Source organism: Castellaniella defragrans, assembly GCF_014203015.1.
Lineage (GTDB): Bacteria > Pseudomonadota > Gammaproteobacteria > Burkholderiales > Burkholderiaceae_B > Castellaniella > Castellaniella defragrans.
On record NZ_JACHIB010000005.1, the window covers coordinates 170,663 to 189,233 of the forward strand.

An 18,571-nucleotide genomic window follows, 5' to 3' on the forward strand; every position below is an offset into this window, starting at 1 on the left:
CCCGCATTGCCCGATCGATTGATTATTTCCACGGACGGAACTTGAAGGAAACCCTGACATGACGACGAACGAGACCCTGGCCCGCAACGACGTGGCCTATCAATTCCATTCCTACACCAACGCGCCGCGGCTGCGCGAGGAAGGCCCCTGCATCATGGCCCGGGGCAACGGGATCCACGTGTACGACACCGAGGGCAAGGAATACATCGAGGGCATGTCGGGACTGTGGAGCGTGGCGGTCGGCTTCAGCGAGCCGCGGCTGGCCGAGGCCGCGCGCCGCCAGATGGAGTGCCTGCCCTTCTATCACACCTTCAGCCAGAAATCGAACGTGCCCTCGATCGAGCTGGCCGAGAAGCTGATCGGCCTGACCGGCGGGCGCATGGCCCAGGCCTTCTTCACCAATTCGGGCTCCGAGGCCAACGACACCATCGTCAAGATGGTCTGGTACTACAACAACGCCCTGGGCCGCCCGGCCAAGAAGAAGATCATCGCCCGCAAGCGCGGCTATCACGGGGTGACGGTGGCCTCGGCCAGCCTCACCGGCCTGGAAGGCAACCACCGCAGCTTCGACCTGCCGCTGCCGCAGATCCGCCACGCGCGCTGCCCGCACTGGTACCGCGAGGGCCTGCCGGGCGAGACCGAGACCGCATTCGCCGACCGCCTGGCCGCCGAACTGGAGGCCCTGATCCTGGAAGAGGGGCCGGACACCGTGGCGGCCTTCATCGGCGAGCCGGTGATGGGCGCGGGCGGCGTGGTCGTGCCGCCCGCGACCTACTGGCCGAAGATGCAGGCGGTGTGCCGCAAGTACGACGTGCTGGTGATCGCCGACGAGGTCATCACCGGCTTCGGCCGCACGGGGAAGATGTTCGCCTCGGAGCTATACGGCATCGAGCCGGATTTCATGACCCTGTCCAAGCAGCTCACCTCCTCGTACCTGCCCCTGGCGGCGGTGCTGATGAACGAGCGCGTGGCCTCGGTGCTGGCGCGCCACAGCGGCGAGCTGGGCACCTTCGGCCACGGCTACACGGCCAGCGGCCATCCGGTGGCGGCCGCCGTGGCGCTGGAGAACATCCGCGTGATCGAGGAGCGCGGCCTGGTGGCCAATGCCGCCGCGGCCGGCGCCGTGCTGCAGCGCCGGCTGGGGGAGCTGGGGGATCATCCGCTGGTGGGCGAGGTGCGCGGCGTGGGGCTGATCGCGGCGGTGGAGCTGGTGGCCGACAAGGCGGGCCGTGCGCCGTTCGATCCGCCGGGCCGGGCGGGTGCGCAGGTCGTGCGCCGCGCCCAGGACAACGGCCTGATCCTGCGCGGCATCCAGGACAGCCTGGCCTTCTGCCCGCCGCTCATCATCACCGAGGCGCAGGTCGAGACGCTGGCGGACCGTTTCGCGCAGTCGCTGGAGGAGGCGGCGCGGATGCTTTGAACGCGCGCCCGGCCTGGCTTCCATGCTTCCGGACGGAGCCATCCGTCCGCCGCGGCCCCGAAAACGGCATGCGCCCCTTTGCAGGCGGGCGTGGGCTGTTTCCGGGGCCGTGCGTTTTTCGTTCGACGCGGGGGGTTATTCTGCGCCGGGTATTTTTCTCGCGCTCTTTTTGATTCGTCATGAAAAATCCGCCGATTGAAAAAGACTGGGCGCGATGGGCGATTGCCGCGAGGCCCGATGATCGAAGAGCGGTTTTGATGCAGGTCAATTCGCTCCAGGGAGAGCTTGTTGAATGCCGATGATTTACTGCATCGCCAGGCGGCGCATGCACGCAAATATGCAGCAATTTCCAGGTTTGAAACCCTGATGTTTTCCGGATCTTCCAGCCGAAAAAATATTTCCGATGTTGGCATGGGTTTTGCTTTGAATGATCGTGAAAGGAATCGTCCTCGTTCCTTGCCGTGCATCCGACCATCGGCGGCGCCTGCGATCATTTTGAGAGCGGGCGCCGCAGGATGCAGGGCCGTTTTCCCAACCAGTACATTGGAGACAATTCATGGCTCGCGATCCCAAATACGACATTCTCTTCGACCCCATCCAGATCGGCCCCAAGGTCTCGCGCAACCGGTTCTTCCAGACTTCGCACTGCGCGGGGCCGGGCTCGGAGCGTCCGGGGACCCAGGCGCATTTCCGCGCCATGAAGGCCGAGGGCGGCTGGGGGGTCGTATTCACCGAATACTGTTCGATCCACCCGGAAGCCGACGAATATCCCTATACGTCCGCCAGATTGTGGGACGAGGGCGACGTGATCAATCTGCGCTACATGTGCGATATGGCGCATCGGCACGACAGCCTGGTGGGCGTGCAGCTCTGGTACAGCGGGATCCATGCGCCCTGCCTCGAATCGCGGGAAGTCGGGCGCGCGCCCACCGGCCTGGTGTCCAATATGTTTCCGTCCCGCACGGTGTATGGCAGCGAGATGGATCATGACGACATCAAGGCCGTCATCAATATGTACGTGCTGGCCGCGAAACGCGCGGAGCAGGCGGGTTTCGATCTGCTGGAGGTGTCGGGCGGCGACAGCACCGTGCCGATCCAGTTCCTGGAACCCCGCTACAACCACCGCACCGACAAATACGGCGGCTCCCTGGAAAACCGGGCGCGCTTCTACATCGAGCTCATGACGGCGCTCAAGAGGGAACTGGGGCACTCCTGCGCCATCACGACCCGTTTCGAGGTCGATACCCTGCATGGTCCGGACGGCGGGATCGAGGCCAAGGAGGACGGGGTCCGCTTCATGGAGCTCATGCACCGCGAGGGAGTCTGCGATCTCTGGTCGGTCAAGATCGGTGATTACGAGGAATGGGGAGAGGACGCCGGCGTATCGCGCTATCGCAAATCGGGCTGGATGACGCCCTTCGTCAAGGACGCCAAGAGCGTGGTGGAGGGCGTGCCGGTGGTCGCCAACGGCCGGTTCACCAGCCCCGACGACATGGTCGCCATCATCCGCGGCGGCGTGGCCGACATCATCGGCGCCGCGCGTCCCTCGATCGCCGACCCGTTCCTGCCCAACAAGATCTCCGAGGGCCGGCTGGAAGATATCCGGGAATGCATCGGCTGCAACATGTGCGTCTCGAAGTTCAATCAGGTCGGGCAGCTGCAATGCACGCAGAACCAGACGGCGATGGAGGAATACCGGCGCGGCTGGCACCCGGAGAAATTCGAGCCGGCGCGGGATCCCTGTTCCGTGCTCGTCGTCGGCGCCGGGCCGGCCGGCCTGGAATGCGCGCGTGTCCTGGGCGAGCGCGGCTATACGGTGCATCTGCGCGAGGCCGAGGCCGAGCTGGGCGGACACTGGCGCTGGGTCAGCAAGCTGCCTCGCCTGAACGAGTGGAGCCGCGTCATCACCTATCGGGAAATCCAGCTGCGCAAGATGAAGAACGTGGAGATCCATCTGGGCGTCGGCAAGATGTCGGCCCAGGATATCCTGGAATACGGCGCGGACCGGGTGGTCGTCGCGACCGGTTCCCATTGGCGCACGGATGGGGTGGGGCCGGAGGGCCATCGGCCGATCCCGGGTGCCGACACTTCGCTGCCGCATGTCTTCACGCCGGAACAGATCGTGGCGGGCAAGCCGCTGGTGGGCAAGCGGGTCCTGGTGATGGATGCCGAGGGCCATTTCCTGGGCATCACGCTGACCGAAATGATGGCGGATCTCGGGATGCAGGTCACCTATGTCACGAACCTTTCGGAAATCGCCGACTACGGGCAGTTCACCCTGGAGGTTCAGAACAACAAGCGGATGCTCAATGAGAAAGGCATCCCCACGATCCGCAATCATTGGATCGACAGGATCGAGCCCGGCAAGGTGACGCTCGGCTACATGTACCGCCATGGCCCCGACCTCGCCGGCCCCACCACGGGCGCGGTGCCGCGCCGCCTGAATCCCGGAACGATGGAGGTCGAGGCGGATTCGGTCATCCTGCTCACGTCCCGCATCTCGGAGGACGCGCTGTATCGCGAACTGAAGCAGCGCAAGGCCGAGTGGGCGCCCAACGGCATCGAAGCCGTCTACCGGATCGGCGACTGCAAGGCGCCGATGCAGGCGCTCCAGGCGATGTTCGAAGGCCACCGCCTGGCGCGCGAGTTCGATGGCCCGCATCCGGAATATCCGCTGCCGTGGATTCGCGAGCGCCAGGTGTGGGGACACGACACCTTCCCGAAGCTGGGAGATCCGCGGCCCAAGGTCGAGGTCGATTGAGTCCGGCCGCCTGAGGGCCGCACCCCCGGGTCCGTCCCGTGACGGACCCGGCGACCTCCATCATTCGGAAAGAGAGCAATGGAAACCAGGGAGCTTTTTTGGGCGCTGCCGTCGTCCGGGCTGTTCTTTTTCTACCTCATCGGGATCGCCGCCATGGGTGCGGCGGTCCTGGGGGTGGCAAGGAGCATCCTGAAATATGCGCGCGGCAGGGCTTCGCCCGTACCGCTCGATCTGTGGCGAGGCGTCCGGCGCATGGTCGCGGACATGCTGACCCATCGCACGGTCCGCCGGCGCGACCGGTATGCGGGCATGGCGCACGCGGGCATATTCTTCGGCTTCGTGCTGCTGTTCATCGGCACGTCCGTCATCACGCTGGACTACGACATCGTCCGGCCTCTGTTCGGCGTGTCGTTCTGGAAGGGCGGGTTTTTCCTGGTCTTCAGCCTGGTCCTGGACCTGGCGGGCGTGGCGGTCGCCACCGGGCTGGCCATGATGATGGTGCGGCGCGCCCGGTTCGGCCTGCCCAAGCTGAATTATCTGCGCAGCTATGCCGGCGAGGACACGCTCAGGAAAGCCGCCGCCGCGTGGCGGATCGAGGACTGGATCTTTCTGAGCGCGCTGCTGGTCATCGTGCTGACGGGCTTCCTGCAGGAAGGCGTGCGCCATGCGATGGAGAGCCCCTCGTGGGCTGCATGGGAGCCGGTGGGCCGGGCGATCGGCGGGTCGCTGCGGGCGCTGGGCCTCGATGCCGGCGCCCTGTCGCGCCTGCGGGCCGTCAACTGGTGGGTGCACGGCGTGGCCGCGCTGGCGTTCGTCGCCACGATCCCCTGGTACAAGGCCAAGCACATGATCGCCGCCCTGGGTTCGCTGGCTTCGCGCGATCCCCTGGCGCTGCGCCGCCTGCCGAAGGTCGATCCCGGGGCGGCGGCGGTCGGGGTGGGCGACATCGCCGAGTTTTCCTGGAAGGACATGCTCGATCTGGACGCCTGCACCAAGTGCGGCCGCTGCCATGAGGCCTGTCCCGCCCGGACGGCGGGATATCCGCTCAGCCCCAGGGATTTCATCCTGGACCTGCGTCTGCACAATGACCGCGCCCAGTCCTGCACGCAGGAAAAGGGCCTGCTGGAAGGGGGTGTGATCCATCCCGACACGCTGTGGGCCTGCCGCATGTGCGGCGCCTGCCTGGAAATATGCCCGGTGGGCGTCGAGCATCCGGTGAAGATCCTGCAGATGCGCCGCCGGCTGGTGGAAAACGATCAGTTGGACCCCTTGCTGCGCAATGTCCTCAATACGATCGGCGTCTGCGGAAACAGCTTCGGGGAGCCCGCCCGCAAGCGGGGAGCCTGGACGGCGGAACTGGAATTCCATGTCAAGGACATCCGCAAGGAGCCGGCGGATTCCCTGTGGTTCGTCGGCGACCAGGCGTCGTTCGACCCGCGCAATCAGCGCGTCAGCCGCACGGTGGCGCGCCTGCTCAAGGCGGCCGGCTTCGACTTCGGCCTGCTGTACGACGGCGAGAGAACGGCGGGCAACGATGTGCGCCGGGTCGGCGAGGAAGGCCTGTTCGAGTCCCTGGTCGAGCACAACCTGGACCAGATGGCCAGGGCCAGGCCTTTCCAGCGGATCTTCACGACGGACCCGCATGGCTACAACACCCTGCGCAACGAATATCCGGAGTTCGGCAGGATGGCGCCGGTCCTGCACTACACGGAAGTGCTGTGCGAACTGTTCGAATCCGGCGCCCTGAAGGCGGTACGGCCGCTCGGGTTGCGCGTGACCTATCACGACCCTTGCCATCTGGGCCGCCTGAACAAGGTCTACGAGGCGCCGCGCCGGCTGCTTGGCCTGATCGGGTGCGAATTGGTGGAAATGCCGCGCCATGGCGACAACTCGTTCTGCTGCGGCGCCGGCGGCGGAAGGTTCTGGATTCCCGATCAGCCGGGCGCCGCCAAGCCGTCGGAGCTGCGCATGCGGGAAGCGGCGGAGCTGGGCATCCAGGTTTTTGCGACCTGCTGCCCGAAAGACCTGACGATGTTCGAGGATGCACGTAAAACGGCTGGATTGGAGGAGATGCTCGTCGTGGAAGACATTGCGGAACTGGTTGCCAGAGCCATCGATCTGGAGGAGTTCGACTTGCGGGACCTGCCCGTCCTGATGGAAAAAATCGCCGATTCGATGGCGGACCGGGTGATGGTATCGGTGCAGCACCGCCTGGATGCATGGCTCGAGCAGCATGCCGCGGGGCTGCTGGCCGCACCTCGTGCGGAAAGCATCGCGGCGGGGGAAGGGGCGGCCATGGCGGCCCCCGCGGCGCATGAGGCGTCTCCCCCGGAGGCGGCGCCGTGGCGCGTCGCGCCCGTCGAGCCGGTCGCCCTGCCCGGCTACCAGGCGCCCGCCAAGGAGGGATTGCGCATCGTCGTGCCCATCAAGCAGATCGGCAAGCTGAGCGATGATTTCCGGTTCTCCGGCGATGGCAGGACGATCACGCCCGAATCTTTCGAGTACCTGCTCAACGAATGGGACGACACGGCGCTCGAGCAGGCGCTGCTGTTCACCGAGCAACTGGGCGGCGGAGAGGTCGTCGTGGTGTCCGTGGGGGCGGAAGAGGCGGAGGATGGCCTGCGCAAGGCGCTGGGCAAGGGCGCGCACCGGGGCGTCCGGATCTGGGGTGAGGCGCTGGCGGGTGCCGATCCGATCACGATTGCCCGGGTGCTTGCCGGCTTCGTCATGGCCGAGACGCCCGATCTCGTCATCGCCGGGGCCCAGTCCGGGGATCTCGCACAGGGCTCGACGGGCATCGCGCTGGCCAGGCTGCTGGACATGCCTTCGGCGGCGCTCGTCGTCAAGGCGGAATGGGACGGCGGCGCGGAGATGGTCGTCACGCGGGAACTCGAAGGGGGCGTGGGGCATCGGGTCGGATTGCCCGTGCCCGCCCTGGTCACGATGCAGACCGGGGCCAATACCCCCCGGTACGCAACCATGCGCATGATCAAACTGGCCAAGGCCAAGCCAATATTAAATATCGATGTGGGGGCCGACGCCGTGGGCCAGGGCGCCGCGCTGGTTCACCGGCTGGTGGTGCCCGAGGCGAATCGCGCCGAAATGCTCGAAGGAAGCGCCGAGGAAGTCGCTTCCCGGGTGATCAGGATCATTCAGGAAAAGATGGGGGCCAAGGCATGAGCGGAATACTTGTCGTTGCCGAGCATACGCGCGGCGTGTTGTCGGATGTCAGCGGCGAGCTCGTCGGCGCGGCCCTGTCGGTCAAGGACGCCATCGGCGGTCCCGTGAGCGTGGCCATCGTCGGCCGGGACGCCGCATCGTTCGGGGCGCGGATGAATCTGCCGGGCGTCGACTCCGTCGTGCTGGCCGCGGCGGGCGATGAGCACTTCGATGCGGCGACCGCTGAACAGGCATTGTGTTCGATCATCGAGGCGGAGCGGCCCCGGCTGGTCCTGATCGGCCATTCGGCCAGCGGCCTGGGCATCGCCGCGGGCATTGCCGCGCGGCTGGGCAGCGGGTTCGCCGCGGATGTCTTCGGGATCGGTCTTGAAGAGGGCAGGCTGCGTGCCACGCGCAGCGGATACGCGGGCAAGGTGAACATCGAGCTCGAGTTTCCCGGCAAGCCCCTGGTGGTCATGACGGTGCGGGGCGCCACCTTCAAGGCGCCGTTCGGCGAGGGCGCCGCCGCAATCCGCGAGGCCGAGATCGATCTGGCGCCCGTGGCCGGGCGCCGGACCCGGCATCTGGATTTCGTCGAGGCGCCGGCCGCGGGCGTGGACATCGGCAAGGCCGAGTTCATTCTGTCGGTCGGCCGCGGCGTTCAGGATGAGAAAAATATCCCGCGGTTCCAGGCGCTGGCTGAAAGACTGGGGGCGACGCTGGGTTGTTCGCGGCCGGTGGCCGATTCGGGCTGGCTGCACAAGGCGCATCAGGTCGGTCTGACCGGGAAGGTGGCCGCGAGCTGCAAGCTGTATGTCGCCTTGGGGATTTCCGGGGCCGTGCAGCATCTGCACGGCATGAAGCATGTCGAGACGATCATCGCCGTCAATACCGATCCCAACGCTCCGATTTTCAACTTTGCTACGTACGGGGCGGTCATGGACGTGTTCGATTTCGCCGACGCCATGGAGAAACTGTCCTGATGCTGCGTGATCCCGCGACCGGGCGCAAACCCCGGCTTCAGTCCCGTTCGGCGTCGGCTGCATCCGGAAGGCCGGCGGCGCCTGCGATGGACGCATCCGTCCTGGTGCTGGAGATCGATGCCGATCTGGAAATCGTTGCCATGAACCGGACGGCGGCCGGCCTGCTCGGCGACGGGGTGCCCTGCCGGGCGATCGACGTCCTGGATGTGCGCTCGGCCTTCGACATCCGGGAGTTCATGCGGAATCGCGCCGCGGGCATGCGTTCCGCCTATCGGGTGCTGGGCCTGAGGTTTCCGGGAGAGGCGCGCCACGCCCGGCTGATCGGCCTGATCGAGAACGTGGGCGCCGGACCGGAGTATCGCCTGCGCGCGACTATTCCCCTGGGTGTGCAGGCCAGCCCCGAACTCGAAGAACTGATCCGTTCCGAGGAAATCAATCGGGAACTGGTCCAGGCGGCTTCGGAAGCCATGTGGTGCATCGATTTCTCCGAGCCGGTCGATCTGGGCCGGGGGATGCATGAAATCGTGCGGCAGGTCTTCGAGAACGAATGCCGCTGGTTCATGTGCAATGAAGCCATGGCCCGGCTGTACGACCTGCCGGAGGGCATGGATCTGAACGAACAGCCGGTCTCGCATTATTTTCCCCGCAATCAGGAAAACGAAGCGTTCGTCATGGAAATCATCAAGTCGGGATGTCATGTCGAGAATGCGCTGAGCATCGATACGGATCATGACGGCTCCATCATGTACATGGAAAACACCGTGCACTGCAAGATCCTGGACGGGTTCCTGATACGCATGTGGGGCACCACACGGGATGTCACCGGCTACCGCCGGACCAGGACCCGCCTGGCCCGGGAAGCCTCCGACGTGCGCAGCATCCTGGACGCCATGCCCGACGCCATCCTGGTGATCGACAGAGGCCGCCGGCTGCTGGCCGTGAATGCCGCCTTTCAGAAGCTGTTCGGCTGGTCTCCCTATGATTTCTTCGGGCAGGACATCCAGTCGATCGTGGATCTGAATACCCCGCTGCCAAATGACAGGAAGTGGTATGGCATCAACCATCAGCGGTGGGTCACGACCGTGCGGGTGCCCGATGGGTCGCGCATCGCTTGCAACGCCCAGAGTTTTCCCATCGGCGACGACGTACCGGATCGGTTCGTACTGATGCTGTGCCCGGCCGCCGTCTGACCGGTCCGCCGCCGGCGTGATCGGCGGACCGGGCGGCGGATGCGCGCCGCGAGCGGGAATACGGCGGTCGGATGGACTTGTGCAGGGCATCCCCTGCGTGGAGGGGAGATGAAATTTTTCAGCCTGAGAGACGCGTTTCCAAGCGCGGTCAGCGCGGAGGATCTGGATCAGTTTTTTGCCGACGACCGCCTGTGGGCCCTGTGCGACCAGATGCCCGACGGCCTGATCGTGGTCAACAATACCGGCCTGATCGCCTACATGAACACGGCCGCCGAGAGCATGAACGAGGTCTCGCGCAAGATGGCCGTGGGGCAGCCCTTGCGCAACCTGCTGTCCCAGAGCCAGATCATCTACGACGCCTTGATGGACGATGTCATCCAGGGTCTCAGGATCAGCCGGGAGGTATTCGATGCGGACGACCGCAGCTACACGCTGATCACTCGCGTCCTGGGCTCGCCGAACGACAACGGCAGGTATTTCCTGATCATCATCCAGAACAATGCCGGGCGGGTGTCCACGTCGCAAAAGACGTCGAAGCTGCTTGGCAGGGGCATGATCTCCGGTCTCAAGAAGGACGATGCCGGAGACCTGGAAATTCCGTTCGTCACCTGTCCCGATACCTCGCGCCTGCTGGAGCAAGGGTTGCGCGCGATGGCCCTGGGCAGCCGGCTTCTTCTGCTGGGCGAGTCGGGTGTGGGCAAATCGCAGCTCGCGGTGTATCTGCACAAGGCTTCCAGCCAGGGGGAAGGCCGTCCTTTCGTGCACATCAACTGCGGCGCGATCCCGGATACCCTGTTCGAATCCGAGATGTTCGGGTACGAAAGAGGATCGTTCACGGGCGCGTCGACTCGCGGCAAGAAAGGCCTGATCGAGGCCGCCGACGGCGGCACGCTGTTTCTCGACGAGGTCGGCGAGATCCCCCTGCAGTCCCAGGCCAAGATCCTGCAGGTCCTGGAGGAGGGCGTGGTGCAGCGTGTGGGGGCCACGGCGCCCCGGCACCTGCGGATGCAGGTCATCGCCGCGACCAATTGCGATTTGCGGGCTGCGGTCCGGGCCGGGGCGTTCAGGCGGGACCTGTATTACCGCCTCAACGTCATCACGCTGGTCGTTCCGCCGCTGCGGCAGCGGAAGAATCTGCTGGCGCTGCTGATCGATCATTTCCTGCGCGAAGTCAATGCCCGGCGGCCGGTGCCCCTGTGCCTGGACGAGGGCTGCCGGAATCGGCTGCTGTCGTATTCGTTCCCGGGAAACATCCGGGAATTGCAGAACATCATCGAATACCTGTCCGTGATGTGCGAGGAAGTGGCTTCCGCCGATTCGCTGCCGGAGCACCTGATAGACCTGGATGGTCCCCTCGACGAATTCGACGTGTGCCCCTGTCCGCCGTCCGGCCCGAAGCCCGCCGCGGCTTCTTTCGGCGAGGGTTTCGATTTGCGGCAGGCGGTTCGCGCCTACGAAAAGGAACTCATCGATTCGGCCATCCTCCAGGCGGGCAGCAAGCGGGGAGCGGCGAAACTGCTGAACGTGGATATCGCGACGATCGTTCGCAAGAGCAATGCCGACGGTTCTTGATGCGTGGATGCAGCGACCGTTGCATGACGCCATCGGGAATGGGGGTTTTGCGCGCTGAATCGTATTGATTCAAATCAAGAGTATAAATCCAGGCCTTTTATTTCATGGACTTAAGAGTTTCATCTTGAGTTGGCATGGGTCTTGCTTCTTTGGTAATGGAATAAGAACGATGACATCCATGAACCACAGGAGACAGGATGCTGCGAGATCGCATGAGGCGCGATTTGTGCGACGGGATTGCGCTGTCCATCGAAACCATCATGAATGAGGGCCCGGGTCCGGCGCCTGATCCGGACGGCGGCCTGGATCGCCTGGCGTGTTATCCCAGGCTGCACGGCGCGTTGAAGAAACTGCGGGCGCAATGGCAGGGCATCTCCCGGGCGTTCGGATCGGCCGTCGGGGAGGCGGCGCCCGCGGGAACGGAGGGGGCCGTCGATTTCGTTCGGGTGGTGGAGGGCCTGCGGGCCAGCGCAAGGCGGGAAATCCAGTCCCGCGAGGCGCTGGAACTGGAAATAAGGCGCCTCGGGGATGCCGCGCTTTCCCAGCAGGCGGAAATCGAGCGGCTGCAGGCCAGGAATGCGATGGCGGAATTGATGCGGCAGACGCTGACGGAAGGCTGCTACGAACTGGCGATCATCGGCGGGGATATCGATCATCCGGAGAACGAATTGCGCTGGTCCGATCAATTCAGGAATCTGATCGGGTATACCCGCGAGGAATTCACGGACAGTTGGGATGATTACCAGAGGATCGTGAATCCGGAAGACTACGAAAGGCTGATCCAGGCCATCCAGGATTATGTGGCCAGGGCCGACTGGTCGGATGCCTACACCATTGAATACAGGATGCGCCACAAGACGCGCGGCGACGTCTGGTACCGGGAGCGGGGCAAGGGATTCGTCGATGCCGGGGGAAAGCTGCGCTATCTCATCGGCGCCGTGCGCGACATATCGGATGAGAAGCGGGCCGCATGCCTGCACGACGAGGCCATTTCCTCGGTGCAGGAAAAGCATGGCCGGATTTCCCAGGTGATCGACGTGATCAAGAACATTTCGGATCAGACGAACCTGCTCGCGATCAATGCCGCGATCGAGGCCGCCCGCGCGGGACAGGCCGGCAGGGGATTTTCAGTGGTCGCGCGCGAGATCAAGACGTTGGCAGCCGAGTCCGTGGATGCCGCGAGAACCATTCAGAAGTTGTTGACCTGACAGGAGAAAGAGCACATGAAATCCCTTAAATACTGGCACGACATGGCGGCGGAAATCCGGCCCGAGACCCGATTGTTCATCGATGGGGCATTCGTCGATGCGGCACAGGGCCGGCGCTTCGAGAGCGTCAATCCGGCGACCGGGCGCGTCCTGGCCGAAATGGCGCAGGGTGGCGTGGAAGATATCGACCGCGCGGTGTCGGCCGCGAGGCGCGCCTTCAGGAGCGGCGTGTGGTCCCGGATGGCGCCCCGGGACCGCATGGCGGTGCTCTACCGCGCGGCGGCACTGATCGAAAAGCATGCCGACGAGTTCGCCGTGCTGGACTGCCTGGACATGGGCAAGCCGATCACCGAACTGGTGAGCGGCGACGTGCCTTTCTCGGCACTGACGTTCCAGTACTTCGGCGAGACGATCGACAAGATCGATGGCATGGTCACCAGCACGGACCCGTCCGCCTTGCACATGATCGTGCGGGAGCCGCTGGGCGTCGTCGCCTGTGTGACGCCCTGGAATTATCCCCTGATGATGGCCGCATGGAAGGTGGCGCCCGCTCTTGCGGCGGGGAATTCGGTGGTCCTGAAGCCGGCCGAGCAGACCCCGATGAGCGCGCTTCTCCTGGCCCGTCTGCTGGCGGAGGCCGGCATTCCGGAAGGCGTCTTCAATGTCGTCAACGGCTTTGGCGAGGAGATCGGGCGCCACCTGGCCCTGCATATGGACGTGGACAAGATCAGCTTCACCGGTTCCACCGAAGTCGGAAAGCTGATGATGATCTATTCCGGCCAGTCCAACATGAAAAGGGTGACCACCGAGTGCGGCGGCAAGAGCCCCCAGATCCTCATGCGGGATGCCGACCTGGATATGGCGGTCACGTATGCCGTCAATGGGATCTATACCAACCAGGGCGAAGTCTGCAGCGCAGGTTCCAGGCTGCTGGTGCATGAATCCATCTATCCGGATTTCGTCGAGAAATTCCTGCGCGAGGCGGGACGCTTCCAGCCGGGCGATCCTCTGGACCCCGAAACCACGATGGGGCCCCTGGTGACCAGGGAGCAGCAGACCCGGGTGCTCGGCTACATCGAAAGCGGCAGGGAGGACGGCGCCGAACTGGTTCTGGGGGGCGGGCGGCCGGACGGGTTGTCGGCGGGCAGTTATGTGCAGCCCACTCTGTTCAAGGATGTCACGCCCGACATGAAGATCGCACGCGAGGAGATCTTCGGCCCCGTGGGCGCGGTCATGTCATTCGAGACGGAGGAGCAGGCCATCGAAATCGCGAACGGAAGCATCTACGGCCTCGCATCCTCCATCTGGACCCGGGATCTCAATACCGCCCACCGGATGGCCAGGGACATCCAGGCGGGCATCGTCTGGGTCAATTGCTACGAGCATGGGGACATGACCCAGCCGTGGGGCGGGTACAAGCAATCCGGTCAGGGGCGGGACAAATGTTTCGACACGATGCTGGCGCACATGCAGACGAAATCGGTCTGGATCAATCTGGGGTGATCGGGGAGGGCGACGCCCGGGTGCGGGGGATCCCGTTCTTCGGAACAGGATCCGGTGCGTGCCTTTTGTGAGAAATCCGTGCGGCCGCGTGCGAATACCGGCCGTCGAGGAGCGTTTCCGGTATCGACTTTCTTGCTGTCTTCATAAGGAGCCTCTGAACAAGTCGAGCGGCAAGCAGATGCATGCGGCGTGATGACTTGTTCAGAGATTCCATAAAGAACCATCTTGCAAAAAGATGTCGTCAATTTCAAGGAGAACATGGTGGGACATAAAATCACGAGTGGTGTCATCGACAGTGACGCCGAGCAACTGGCAAGGCTGGGGTATAAATCCGAGTTCCGCAGGGAGATGACGCTCTGGGAAAACTTCGCGCTGGGATTCACCTACCTTTCGCCGGTGGTGGGTATCTATTCGCTGTTCTCGTCTTCGCTGGCCGTGGGCGGGCCGCCGATGATCTGGGCCCTGCTGGTCGCGGGGGCGGGCCAGTTCCTGGTGGCCCTGGTTTTCGGCGAGATCGTGTCCCAGTATCCGCTGGCCGGCGGGGTCTATCCCTGGGCCCGGCGCCTCTGGGGGCGGAAATGGGCGTGGATGACGGGCTGGATCTATATCATGGCCCTGTTCGCCACCATCGGCGGGGTGACGTATGGCGCGGCGCCCTACACCGCGATACTGGCCGGTTTCGAACCATCGACCGAAAACACGGTCCTGTTCGCCCTGCTGGTCATCCTGGTGGCGACCATCATCAACATGATGGGCACGAAGGTTCTGGCCCGTGCCGCCATGATCGGCTTCATCGCCGAAATCCTGGGCGCCATTTTCGTGGGCGGATATCTCCTGATCTTCGAGCGCCATCACGGCATCGGGGTCATTTTCGATACTTTCGGCGCGAACACCGATGGTTCGTATCTGGGGGCCTTCCTTGCCGCCAGCCTGATCGGCGTGTACCAGTATTATGGTTTCGAGGCGTGTGGCGATGTCGCCGAGGAAGTGCCCAATCCCGGACGCCGCATCCCGAAGGCCATGCGGCGGACGATCTATATCGGTGGCGTCGCCGCCACCTTCGTCTGTCTCGCCCTGCTGCTGTCCGTCGTCGACTATCGGGATGTCATCGAAGGCCGCGTCCAGGGGGATGTCGTCCCCATTCTCCTGAAGAATGCGTTTGGCGGCGTGGGCAGCTGGCTGGTCATCGGCGTGGTGCTGATCTCGTTCCTCTCCTGCGCGATGAGCCTGCAGGCGGCGGCGAGCCGCATGGTATACGCCTATGCCCGCGATCACATGATCTTTGGCAGCGGGATCTTTTCCCGCTTTTCCAACGCCAGGCACGTGCCGCCCTACGCCTTGATCCTGGCCGGCATCGTCCCCGGAATCGTGGTCCTGAGCGCCCTGGTTTCGACGGATGCGCTGGTGAAGATCATTTCTTTTGCCGCCGTCGGAATCTACATCGCTTTCCAGATGGTGGTCCTGGCTGCGCTGCGGGCGCGCTTGAAGGGCTGGCAGCCGTCCGGTGAATTCACCCTGGGCGGCTGGGGCCTGCTGGTGAATGTGCTGGCATTGGCCTATGGGGTGGCTGCCATCGTCAATATCGCATGGCCGCGTACGCCGGGCGCCGCCTGGTACGACAACTGCATCGTGCTGCTTTCGATGGCGATCGTCCTGGTCGTCGGGCTCTTCTACATGCTTACTCACCGGCCTTACTGCCGCAGCGGCGCAGCGTATGGGGACGCCATCTACTCGGTGCGGTGATGCCTGCGTGCGCAGGCAGGCTCGGATGCTGAGCCTCGGAGCGGCATGCGTTTTTCGCGCGTAAAGAAAAAGACCCGGCCGCCGGATGGCGGCTGGACATCGAAAAATTGATCTGGGAATGAACGAAATGAAGATTTCTGTTTATGCCGGGACCATCCTCGGGTGCCTGGCCCTTTCTTGGCCCATGGTGTCGGTTGCCGAATGGAGCGCGAATCTTGGCGTTGTGTCCTTGTACAAGGATCGCGGAGTCGACCAGGAGGGGCAGGACGACGCGATCCGGCCAGCCCTCCAGGGCGGGCTGGATTATGCCTTCGACAATGGCCTGTATGTCGGCAACTGGAACTCCACCGGCCAGTTCGGCAATGCGGGCATGGAGGTGGACCTGTACGCGGGATACCGTCTCGGGTTTGCCCAGGACTGGCTGTTCGATGTGGGCTACGTCCACTATATCTATCCCGGGGATGCTGCGTGGAACGCGGGCGAGATCTACGCGAGCATCGGTTATCAGAGGCTGACGTTCAAGGTCTATCGCGGCATGCGGGAAGAGGTCAACAAGAACGACGTGTACTACCGGCTGACCTACACGCATCCGATCATGGAGCGGTTGAACCTAAAGGCTGGCGTGGGTTACCTGGAATTCGACACCGCGGATTTGCGTGGGAAGTTCGACTACGGCATCGGCCTGGACTACTCCTTGAACAAGTTCCTTTCCCTGTCCGGGACGATCGCGGGGGCCAATCGAAAGGATGATGTGGAAGATCATTCCAGGGATACCCGCTTCATTCTCGGTCTGAATGCGGTCTTCTGAATCCGCCGATGAATCGTTTTCGTTCATTCATCCATGCGCCCCGTCCCGCGCTCGCCCGACCAGCCAGTCGCGGAAATGCGCCAGGGCGGGCAGGGTGGCCTTGCGTTCGGGGACGATCAGGTGGAAGGCCCGCTGGCCGGGGCCGCTGTGCGGGTTGAGCACGGCCAGGGCACCCTGGGCCAGCTCCTGCTGGATCAGGAACGGCGGAATCAGCGCCACGCCCAGGCCGTCGCCGGCCGCCTGGGACAGCATGGAGAACAGCTCCAGCCGCATGCCCGCCATGGCGTTGGGCGCCGCGATGCCGGCCGAGGCGAACCATTCGCGCCAGGCGGTGGGCCGGGTGCTCTGCTGCAGCAGAGGCAGGGCGGCGATGCCGGCCGCGTCCAGCGGCCCGCGCGCCAGTTTCGGGCTGCAGACCGGGACCGGATTCTCGCGCATCAGGAAGTGGGCCTGGGTGCCGGGCCAGCGCGGGTCGCCCGAGTAGATGGCGGCGTCGAACTCGGTGTCCTCGAACAGGAAGGGATGGGTGCGGGTGGACATGTTGACCTGCAGGCCGGGGCGCTCGGCGCGCAGCGCCGCCAGGCGCGGCAGCAGCCAGCGGGTGGCGAAGGTCGGCACCACGGCCAGCTCCAGCACGCCGCCGCCCTGGTGCGCCATGACCGCCTGGGTGTCGCGTTCGAGCGCGTCCAGCTGCCGGCGCACCAGCCGGCTGTAGCGTTCGCCCGCGTCGGTCAGGCGCACGCCCCGGCGCGCGCGCTGGAACAGCGGCACGCCGACCAGGGCTTCGAGGCCCGCGACCTGGCGGCAGATCGCGCCCTGGGTCAGGGACAGTTCCTGGGCGGCGCGGGTGAAGCTCTCGTGCCGCGCGGCGGCCTCGAAGGCCTGCAGGGCCTGGGTGCTGGGCAGTCGTTTGCGCATGTCCGGAGTGATTGAAAGTCACAGATAACGCAGTTTATATCGTTTGTGTCCTGGAAAATATCCCGATAGGATGCGTGAATATCACTCATACAGAACTTTTCTTTTCCGGAGACTCCCATGTCCGCATCCCGTGCCCAGTTCCAATGGCTCGATCCCCTGCTGCTGGACCAGCAGCTCACCGACACCGAGCGCATGGTGCGCGACGCCGCGCGCGCCTATGCCCAGGACCGCCTCCTGCCCCGTGTGCAGGAAGCCTTCCGCCATGAAAAGACCGATCCGGCGATCTTCCGCGAGATGGGCGAACTCGGCCTGCTGGGCGCCACGATTCCCGAGCAGTACGGCGGCGCGGGCATGAACTACGTCTGCTACGGGCTGATCGCCCGCGAGGTGGAGCGGGTGGATTCCGGCTACCGCTCGATGATGAGCGTGCAGAGCTCCCTGGTCATGGTGCCCATCGACGCCTTCGGCACCGCCGCGCAGAAGGAAAAATACCTGCCGAAGCTGGCCTCGGGCGAATGGATCGGCTGCTTCGGCCTGACCGAGCCCGACCACGGCTCGGACCCGGGCTCGATGGCCACGCGGGCGAAGAAAGTGCCGGGCGGCTACAGCCTGACGGGCGCCAAGACCTGGATCACCAACAGTCCGATCGCCGACGTGTTCGTGGTCTGGGCCAAGGACGAAGCCGGCGACATCCGCGGCTTCATCCTGGAAAAGGGCTGGAAGGGCCTGTCGGCGCCGGCCATCCACGGCAAGGTCGGCCTGCGCGCCTCGATCACGGGCGAGATCGTGCTGGACGAGGTCTTCGTGCCGGAAGAAAACATCTTCCCCGACGTGCGCGGGCTGAAGGGGCCTTTCACCTGCCTGAATTCGGCGCGCTACGGCATCGCCTGGGGCGCCCTGGGCGCGGCCGAGGCCTGCTACGAGACCGCGCGCCAGTACGTGCTGGACCGCAAGCAGTTCGGCCGCCCGCTGGCCGCCAACCAGCTCATCCAGAAGAAGCTGGCCGACATGCTGACCGAGATCACCCTGGGCCTGCAGGCCGTGCTGCGCGTCGGCCACCTGAAGGACGAGGGCCAGGCGCCGGTGGAGATCACCTCCATCATCAAGCGCAATTCCTGCGGCAAGGCTCTGGACATCGCCCGCACGGCGCGCGACATGCTGGGCGGCAACGGCATTTCCGACGAATTCTGCATCGCCCGCCACCTGGTCAACCTGGAAGTCGTCAACACCTACGAGGGCACGCATGACGTGCACGCCCTGATCCTGGGGCGCGCCATCACCGGCATCGCCGCCTTCGCCAACTGAG

12 protein-coding genes are annotated in these 18,571 nt (G+C 64.6%); 11 read left to right on the plus strand and 1 reads right to left on the minus strand.

Annotated elements, in window-relative coordinates:
* The first annotated feature begins 58 nt into the window (after positions 1–58).
* The 10 genes from HNR28_RS05710 (at position 59) to HNR28_RS05755 (ending at position 16,347) form a co-directional block, all read left to right on the plus strand.
* On the plus strand, positions 59–1,420 hold the full coding sequence (locus HNR28_RS05710) for an aspartate aminotransferase family protein (protein WP_151024270.1): 1,362 nt from the start codon (positions 59–61) through the stop codon (positions 1,418–1,420).
* A gap of 556 nt (positions 1,421–1,976) precedes the next feature.
* The gene (locus HNR28_RS05715; RefSeq protein WP_151024271.1) at positions 1,977–4,181 is read left to right on the plus strand and encodes an oxidoreductase; all 2,205 of its coding nucleotides are present in this window, start codon (positions 1,977–1,979) and stop codon (positions 4,179–4,181) included.
* Positions 4,182–4,259: 78 nt separating this feature from the next.
* A complete protein-coding gene (locus HNR28_RS05720; RefSeq protein WP_151024272.1) occupies positions 4,260–7,361 on the plus strand; it encodes a heterodisulfide reductase-related iron-sulfur binding cluster in 3,102 nt (1,033 codons plus the stop codon).
* The gene (locus HNR28_RS05725) at positions 7,358–8,323 is read left to right on the plus strand and encodes an electron transfer flavoprotein subunit alpha/FixB family protein (protein ID WP_151024273.1); all 966 of its coding nucleotides are present in this window, start codon (positions 7,358–7,360) and stop codon (positions 8,321–8,323) included. The genes HNR28_RS05720 and HNR28_RS05725 overlap by 4 nt, the downstream gene beginning before the upstream one ends.
* Positions 8,323–9,513, plus strand: coding sequence for a PAS domain-containing protein (locus HNR28_RS05730; protein WP_084330673.1), 1,191 nt, complete (start codon positions 8,323–8,325; stop codon positions 9,511–9,513). Before HNR28_RS05725 ends, HNR28_RS05730 begins: the two co-directional genes overlap by 1 nt.
* A 108-nt stretch (positions 9,514–9,621) precedes the next feature.
* Entirely contained in the window at positions 9,622–11,085 is a 1,464-nt protein-coding gene (locus HNR28_RS05735; RefSeq protein WP_043683562.1) for a sigma-54 interaction domain-containing protein, read from the plus strand.
* A 197-nt stretch (positions 11,086–11,282) separates the two neighbouring features.
* Positions 11,283–12,293: a methyl-accepting chemotaxis protein gene (locus HNR28_RS18665; protein ID WP_280528017.1), complete on the plus strand. Its 1,011-nt coding sequence runs from the start codon at positions 11,283–11,285 to the stop codon at positions 12,291–12,293.
* 42 nt (positions 12,294–12,335) lie between these two features.
* Complete coding sequence (locus tag HNR28_RS05745; protein ID WP_244978191.1) at positions 12,336–13,796, plus strand: aldehyde dehydrogenase; 1,461 nt, start codon at positions 12,336–12,338, stop codon at positions 13,794–13,796.
* A gap of 225 nt (positions 13,797–14,021) precedes the next feature.
* Complete coding sequence (locus HNR28_RS05750; protein ID WP_211369286.1) at positions 14,022–15,539, plus strand: APC family permease; 1,518 nt, start codon at positions 14,022–14,024, stop codon at positions 15,537–15,539.
* Positions 15,540–15,657: 118 nt separating this feature from the next.
* Positions 15,658–16,347 carry a TorF family putative porin gene (locus HNR28_RS05755; RefSeq protein WP_170288436.1) on the plus strand — a complete coding sequence of 230 codons (690 nt, stop codon included), beginning with the start codon at positions 15,658–15,660 and terminating at the stop codon, positions 16,345–16,347.
* A gap of 27 nt (positions 16,348–16,374) precedes the next feature.
* Here HNR28_RS05755 and HNR28_RS05760 read toward each other — a convergent pair whose 3' ends face one another.
* Complete coding sequence (locus HNR28_RS05760) at positions 16,375–17,265, minus strand: LysR substrate-binding domain-containing protein (protein ID WP_151024276.1); 891 nt, start codon at positions 17,263–17,265, stop codon at positions 16,375–16,377.
* A gap of 117 nt (positions 17,266–17,382) precedes the next feature.
* Between HNR28_RS05760 and HNR28_RS05765 the strand changes: the two genes are divergently transcribed.
* Complete coding sequence (locus tag HNR28_RS05765; RefSeq protein WP_043683543.1) at positions 17,383–18,570, plus strand: acyl-CoA dehydrogenase; 1,188 nt, start codon at positions 17,383–17,385, stop codon at positions 18,568–18,570.
* Position 18,571 lies beyond the last annotated feature (1 nt).

What these genes read in the sequence shown, in the direction of transcription:
- HNR28_RS05710 (WP_151024270.1), top strand. Translation starts at nt 59, where the DNA reads ATGACGACGAACGAGACCCTGGCCCGCAACGACGTGGCCTATCAATTC.
- HNR28_RS05715 (WP_151024271.1), top strand. Translation starts at nt 1,977, where the DNA reads ATGGCTCGCGATCCCAAATACGACATTCTCTTCGACCCCATCCAGATC.
- HNR28_RS05720 (WP_151024272.1), top strand. Translation starts at nt 4,260, where the DNA reads ATGGAAACCAGGGAGCTTTTTTGGGCGCTGCCGTCGTCCGGGCTGTTC.
- HNR28_RS05725 (WP_151024273.1), top strand. Translation starts at nt 7,358, where the DNA reads ATGAGCGGAATACTTGTCGTTGCCGAGCATACGCGCGGCGTGTTGTCG.
- HNR28_RS05730 (WP_084330673.1), top strand. Translation starts at nt 8,323, where the DNA reads ATGCTGCGTGATCCCGCGACCGGGCGCAAACCCCGGCTTCAGTCCCGT.
- HNR28_RS05735 (WP_043683562.1), top strand. Translation starts at nt 9,622, where the DNA reads ATGAAATTTTTCAGCCTGAGAGACGCGTTTCCAAGCGCGGTCAGCGCG.
- HNR28_RS18665 (WP_280528017.1), top strand. Translation starts at nt 11,283, where the DNA reads ATGCTGCGAGATCGCATGAGGCGCGATTTGTGCGACGGGATTGCGCTG.
- HNR28_RS05745 (WP_244978191.1), top strand. Translation starts at nt 12,336, where the DNA reads ATGGCGGCGGAAATCCGGCCCGAGACCCGATTGTTCATCGATGGGGCA.
- HNR28_RS05755 (WP_170288436.1), top strand. Translation starts at nt 15,658, where the DNA reads ATGAACGAAATGAAGATTTCTGTTTATGCCGGGACCATCCTCGGGTGC.
- HNR28_RS05760 (WP_151024276.1), bottom strand. Translation starts at nt 17,265, where the DNA reads ATGCGCAAACGACTGCCCAGCACCCAGGCCCTGCAGGCCTTCGAGGCC.
- HNR28_RS05765 (WP_043683543.1), top strand. Translation starts at nt 17,383, where the DNA reads ATGTCCGCATCCCGTGCCCAGTTCCAATGGCTCGATCCCCTGCTGCTG.